Below are 6,504 nucleotides of genomic sequence, written 5' to 3' on the forward strand. Positions count from 1 at the left end.
GTCATTAGCCCTGAAATTATTTTTCCTTTAAAAACAAAACCGATAAATAATTTTGACATGAGGTTTGGTAAAAATTTTAATTGGACTAAAAATAATAATCAAACAATGTTTGGATGGAATCGTAGCGGTGGCAAAAGAAAACATGCGGGACGAGATTTATATACTGAACCAGAAACTGAAATTGTTGCTGTATGTAATGGTGTTGTATTAGAAATCAAAGCTTTTTATTGTAAAACTCATCAAATAACAATAAAACATGAAACTAAAACTGGGCATCAATTTATTATTCGTTATGGTGAAGTAGATGAAAAAAGTATTACAGTGAAAGTTGGTGACATTGTCAGACAAGGCACTGTTCTTGCAAAAACGGGGAAATTATTAGAAGACAATGGCACACCAAAAATTATTTTGTCCGGAAAAATTATCTATATGTTACATTTAGAATATTATTCAGGTTCATGCGGATTAAATTTGAAAAAAAAGTCAAGTAATAAAGCGAATAAACCTTATGAAAGACGGGAAGATTTACAGGATCCATTAGGTATTTTAAAAGATGGATATCGAAATACTTTTGGTAACGAGCCTCAATAAATTAGGAGTGATAAAATGAAAAATTTTTTATTCATAAGTTTTTTGTTATTTTCCTTTTCATATTTTACTCATGCTTCTGATACTGATTCTAATAAAAATCATTATTATTTAATCGTAAAAGATAAAATAAATGAAGAAATACAAAAACAAGAATGGTTAGCTAGTAGTTTAGATAATTTGATTATTGAAAATGAACAAAAAATTAATATTTCAGGTTGCGATTTTAAACGGTTTAATGGAAATAAAGAAGATATTAATACTCAATTAAATAACATTAACTTTTTCTTTGATTATAAAGAAGATCTAGAAAAATATTTTTTATCATTAAATGAGTTTAATGGACTTTATTTTATTGATGCAACAAACACATCCGAAATGTGTAATGGTTTTATTTATAAACTAATCATAAAACTTAATAATAATGAATTAATTATTCCTTATGACAGAACGCCTTTACTTAATAAAAAACATTTAATTTTCTATAAAAAGTTGTCTATTAAAGAAGAAAACAAAATAAACAATTTAAAACGGAATAAAAATTGTCTTGAAACAAAATATTTTGAGATGGAATCTACAAATGTTTGTTACTATAAAAATATGACTATTTTAGATGTTTATGATGCGATGAGTTATAACCCTTATCATGTTTTCAGACATAAGATTAAAGAGGAAGTGGATGTTTCTGTTGTTTATGATGACAAAGATGTTGATATTGATTATAAATGGTTAGGAAAAAATAAATTAGAAATCACTCAATATTTTCAAGGGGGTATAACAACTTACACTTTTATTTATCAGAACGGTAAAACAAAATTAATAACCGTTCTCTCTCCCGATTAATTATAAAAAATAAGAAAGATAAAACTTAGTACTCATTGTAATAAATTTCTCTTATGTTTAGACAATTTAGCTGGCGACAAAAGATAATACCATCGTTAACTTACAAAGAATATCACTTAACGCTTCATCGGAATTTCGATATAAATAATGATTATTTTTATATCAGATATTGCCATTTACATGAGACAAAAAAAGTATCTGGAATAAAAGTGGGTTGCAAAGTTAAGGGAGGAGAGCATATTGGCTATACATCTGACACAGGTAATGCCAAAGGGCTTGTTAATACACATTTACATTTAGAAATTGCTATGTATATTCACAATAATAAAACTAAAGGTGAAAAAAAGGAAATAGCAAAGTTAGGATATAAAATAAATCCTGCTTTTTTTGTTAATTTAAATTCTATAGATATAGACGATCAAACAGAAGCGGTAATAAAAGGTAAAAAGTATTATATTTCAAAATAAAGGTACACATAAATGAATGTTTTAAAATATCTTTTAGTAATAATTTCTTTTTTTCCACAAGTTACACAAGCAATATATCGAATCTATAGTGGAAATATTGGTGATAAAAAAATAGACTTTTATATAAGTGGTACTTCTGATAATTCACTTACTATATCTTATGTTAATACAAATGATTACACTATAATATCTGAGCGATTACCTAAGAAAGTAGATAATGAATATGTGTATGAAAATTACACTTATGATTTATTTGGTAATAAAGATACATTGATCCTTAAAAATTTTGATTTTAGTGAAAATAAAATAAAATCTGAAAACGACTTTTTGATTGGAACCTCCCTTAAATTTGGCGATTTTAAATTGAAAAAAATTTTTGAATACAATGTAATCTGGTCTAATGGTTATAAAGAAAACCATAAAGATTCTAAAGAATTACTTAGTAACATTGAATTTAAAAATGTCGAATTTCTACAAATACATACAACAAAAGATTTCTATTTTAAACTTTTATTATATAAGAACAAAAAAGAAGATATTAAAATCACGGGAGTTAATATCTATAGTAAAAAAAATGGTGAATTAATACAACGTATTAAAACTAAAAAAAACTATTTATTTTATGATGTTTTTACAGTAGAAATAGGTGATTTTGACTTTGATGGCAATGAAAATGATTTTTCACTTGTTGAAGGTGATACACGAGGTACAAATGTGCCACATATGTATTTCATTTATGATGAGTCGCAAAATAAATTTATTGACCCTAATTTAGAAGGATATGTTTTTGTTTTTGATCCTGAAAAAAAAATTGCGACCAGCACAAAAACCTGCGGTGATGTAATTCTTTATGAAAACAATATCATTTTGAATAAAATGTATTATTTATTAAATCGCTTCTTTCAATGAGATCAAAATTGAGTTTATTGGCTTCATTCGCGAAAAGATAATTAGCCAAAATACCTCTCGGCGTTGTTAAATTTGGATGGAATATATCCATATCACCAAAGACTAAAAAGCTATCTTTGGCGCGAGATACCGCAACATTTAATAGGCTTGGTTGGCTATCAATAAAATTGCCATTAGCATGTTTGGTATAAACCGCAGAAAATATAATTAATTTTCGCTCTGCTCCTTGTAGTGAGTGAACGGTACCTATGGTTAACATATCCTCACCATCATCAACATTAATATTAGTTGGTAATGACTGAATAGCGCGCTTAATTTCCAGTACTTGTGCCCCAAAAGGCGTGATAATGCCTACAATTTTATGTAAGGGTTGTTGGTAGATTTTTTCTAATTGCTGCTGATTTTCTACTAACCATTTTGCAATAACCTGAGCTTCAAGTTTGTTATAGCGACTACCAGAAAGATCTCGCTGACAAACACCATCAATATGTAAATAGCCTAATGCAGGGAAGGCAGAATTTTCAGGCACCTCCCCGCGCATAGGTTTAAGTTTACCTTTATAAATCAACTGATTACAAAAATTTATAATCTCATTATAGCAACGTCGATGTTCATATAAAAACATTCCAGGCGCCATATCTTGGTCATAGTGATAACGCGAGGCATGTTGCGCAATTTTCATAACACTACCCGATGATGCCGTTTTACCTAATTTGATCAATGTATCAAATTCCTTTTCAATATCATCACTAGTAAATACCTTTTCCGCCAATAAATTGCCCAAATCAATTTTATGTGGAATGGACCAAATCGGTTCAATTTGGAATGTATCACCGATAACCAGTGCTTTTTTACTCAAGGCGAATGATGCCCCAGCCACTTCAGGTAGCACTTGTCCTGCTTCATCAACTATCAGTAAATCAGCAAAGTTATATAAGTAGTCTTCACTATAATTCTTACCAGTATAAATAAACTTTGATGGTAAAATATAAAAGGTAGAGACAATACAAGGCGTTAATTTCATTCTTAAATACCAGCGTTCTTTGGTTGGTAATTGCCCTTTTTTCCGAGTCCAATCATCTAAATTCGGTAATAATTTTTCCATATCTTGTAACCAACGCCCTTCCCAATAATGCGTGGTGAGTAAAAAGATTTTAAAACGAATTTCAGTATCAGCTATACTGTCTATTTGTTCTAAATTGTTAGTGATAGGTTGTTTTATGTTTAAAGACAATAAAACCGTTTCCCAGTCATGGACACAATGATCTAGTTTTGTTAACAAACTTATCATGTCCTGTATTATCTGGTTAGTCTCTTCTATTGATTTTTCAACCGAACACCATTTATTTTTAATAAATTGAGAAATAGCGTTTAAATTTTGCCAGTGCGGTTGTTCTTGATTAGTTGGCCATATCTTTCTTAAATAAACGGTTGCTTTTAATAAGCGCTTTTTAGCGACAGGCGGTAACCATGAAAAAATCGAATACCATATATTTTCGTTGGCGAGGTATTGCTGCCACTTATTCTCAGCATTTAACCATGTATTCTTAACCTGCTCTAACTGCTGCAATTGATGTTTATAACTCGCCTTGGCTTGCGATGGATCATCACCGAATTTTTGTTGAATCGTTTTACGTATCGCCGCTAAATTTTTCCATTTTTCTTCAATACATTGTAATTGGCTGACTTTTTTTTCTATCGCTTGATGTAGTTGATTAATAATATCCTCAACGGTTGGGGACTCACCGTCAAGCTCAGGAAAGGCATTTAATCCACATTGTATATAATACTTTTTAGCCTGTTCATAGTAATCACTGGTTTCTATTTTCTTAAAAAATGTATGAGTCTGATAACTCTTTTCTGCTTGTTGTTCGCGACTATTAGAGGGAAAATAAGCACCAAAACTATCTATATTAGGTAGCCACCGACCAGAAAAAACCCCCTCCCCTAACGAAAAATCTTGACCAAATGCATCAATAATATTCGTTACGGCTTGATTATTAGTGGAAGCCGCGATGATAATTGGCGGCTCACGCTTCTCAAGCGCATGTTTAGCCCATAATGACGCGACCACAGAAAGTAACATGGTCGTTTTACCTGTTCCTGGCGGACCATTAACCGCTAGAATTTCCCCATCCTCTGCGTTTAATAGGTGGCTAAGGGCATCGCGTTGCGCTGGTGCTAAAGGAAATTTGTCTCCCGAATGCGCTAAGCGCTTTGAAAAAAAATGAGCGCTATCAAGGCAAGGCTGTTTTGGCGTTGCCGTAGGTTTTGCAAAAAGTTCAAAAAGAGGAACACGCTCAGACGTTGTCCGCAATTTATCATATAAAGGCAATATATGCCTAACCGCACCGCGAATAATGTTTTTTTTAATAATATAACTATTATCCAATCGTTTAAATTTATCTGAGTTTTCGAGTAAACCTTCGGTTATCGCCGTTAATAATCGTTCAACATCGTTTAAATAGTTGTTCCATGCTAAGAGATAGTGTTCTTCACTTAATTGGTTATCCCCCTCTGCTTCGGCGTAAGTAATACCTGATATAATATTGGAAGTTAAATACGTATCCAACGCCTCAACCGTGCCTATCGAAAATGCGCCTCTAACTAAAGGCTCAAGAAGATCACGTGAGATTAGCGTCTCATTGCTTTTAGGATAACATCGCCCATCCCTTGCTAGTAATGCCGACGTAGCCACAGGAATAATAAATTCTGGTACATCATCATATTTTGCATAACAATGGTGTTCCATTTTTTTACGATATACAATCGGTCTTAAGACAATATTAACCGTTTTGCAATCACGTGGTTCATTTTGGAAAAGGGATTGTGTAGTCGCTTCATTAATAATGCCATATTGTTGGAAATGTTTATCACAGACGATAAAAGATTGCGTTTCCCGATAAGTGAGACCACCTTTACTAAAAGTCGCATCCGCTAACGAATTGCGCCAGTAACTAGCAAAATGTTGTACATTTTTATCCATTTATAATCCTTATTATACTGAATATAACTAAATATTATTAAACCATATCGTCTATTTGGCATTATGATAAAAATCACAAAATAATATTATCATTTTCACATATTTTTTCTAATTGTTTTTTCTTCATAAAGAAAACGTTAATTGCTTGTTACTATAAAATCGAGCAACAAGCTGAATCTTAATTTATAACTTAATGAAGAAGTAAGTGCTTATTTTTGTTGCTTTGAATATAGGTGTAGCTGCCTAAAAATGAAGGGATCCGCCATTACTTTTAACTGATTATTTTCACTAATATGTTCATCTGATTTTTGCATGCAACGTTTGAATAATCGTCGACGATAGTCGTAGTTCTTTCGATTATCGCGATGACGATGTGTCGACATGACACAGACTAAAGCATTTAATGTGGGATCAGTGACGCTAAAATGATAAGCCTGTGCGATAATTTTTTGCTCCTTATCTAATACATAGGTATCCGTATGGCTAATAACTAAATTTGGGCTCATCTCTTCCTTAGTCATAAATAAGTTCAATCGTTGTGCTTGTCTGCCTAGTGACGTAAAACTAGCGTAACGAATAACCCAAGGTGAAATAATTAATGGCAGTAGAATAGCGATAAACCAAGTGGTAAATTGGGGATTGATGAGTAAAACTAACCCTAGCCATATAACGCCGATAAATGATAATGACCAGCTGAAATGGATAGCTTCG

Annotated in this window: 6 protein-coding genes; 4 read left to right on the plus strand and 2 right to left on the minus strand. The window is 31.7% G+C overall.

All coding sequences use genetic code 11. The features are described 5' to 3' along the window. The 4 genes from O970_RS08750 to O970_RS08765 form a co-directional block, all read left to right on the plus strand. On the plus strand, window positions 1–591 hold a 591-nt coding region (locus O970_RS08750; RefSeq protein WP_133459324.1), incomplete at its 5' end, for a M23 family metallopeptidase. Window positions 592–606: 15 nt separating this feature from the next. Beyond that, window positions 607–1,431: a hypothetical protein gene (locus O970_RS08755; protein ID WP_133459325.1), complete on the plus strand. Its 825-nt coding sequence runs from the start codon at window positions 607–609 to the stop codon at window positions 1,429–1,431. A gap of 53 nt (window positions 1,432–1,484) precedes the next feature. Next, the gene (locus tag O970_RS08760; protein ID WP_133459326.1) at window positions 1,485–1,898 is read left to right on the plus strand and encodes a M23 family metallopeptidase; all 414 of its coding nucleotides are present in this window, start codon (window positions 1,485–1,487) and stop codon (window positions 1,896–1,898) included. Window positions 1,899–1,910: 12 nt separating this feature from the next. Then, window positions 1,911–2,807, plus strand: coding sequence for a hypothetical protein (locus O970_RS08765; protein ID WP_133459327.1), 897 nt, complete (start codon window positions 1,911–1,913; stop codon window positions 2,805–2,807). Here O970_RS08765 and O970_RS10365 read toward each other — a convergent pair. Further along, entirely contained in the window at window positions 2,761–5,793 is a 3,033-nt protein-coding gene (locus tag O970_RS10365) for an AAA domain-containing protein (protein ID WP_133459328.1), read from the minus strand. The genes O970_RS08765 and O970_RS10365 overlap by 47 nt on opposite strands. Window positions 5,794–6,002: 209 nt before the next feature. Further along, window positions 6,003–6,504: hypothetical protein (locus O970_RS09940; RefSeq protein ID WP_166667102.1), on the minus strand; the 502-nt coding region annotated here is incomplete at its 5' end.

This window comes from Candidatus Schmidhempelia bombi str. Bimp, assembly GCF_000471645.3.
Classification (GTDB): domain Bacteria; phylum Pseudomonadota; class Gammaproteobacteria; order Enterobacterales; family Orbaceae; genus Utexia; species Utexia bombi.

Coding starts and splice junctions, on each gene's coding strand:
- O970_RS08765 (WP_133459327.1), top strand. CDS start 1,911: ATGAATGTTTTAAAATATCTTTTAGTAATAATTTCTTTTTTTCCACAA.
- O970_RS10365 (WP_133459328.1), bottom strand. CDS start 5,793: ATGGATAAAAATGTACAACATTTTGCTAGTTACTGGCGCAATTCGTTA.
- O970_RS08760 (WP_133459326.1), top strand. CDS start 1,485: ATGTTTAGACAATTTAGCTGGCGACAAAAGATAATACCATCGTTAACT.
- O970_RS08755 (WP_133459325.1), top strand. CDS start 607: ATGAAAAATTTTTTATTCATAAGTTTTTTGTTATTTTCCTTTTCATAT.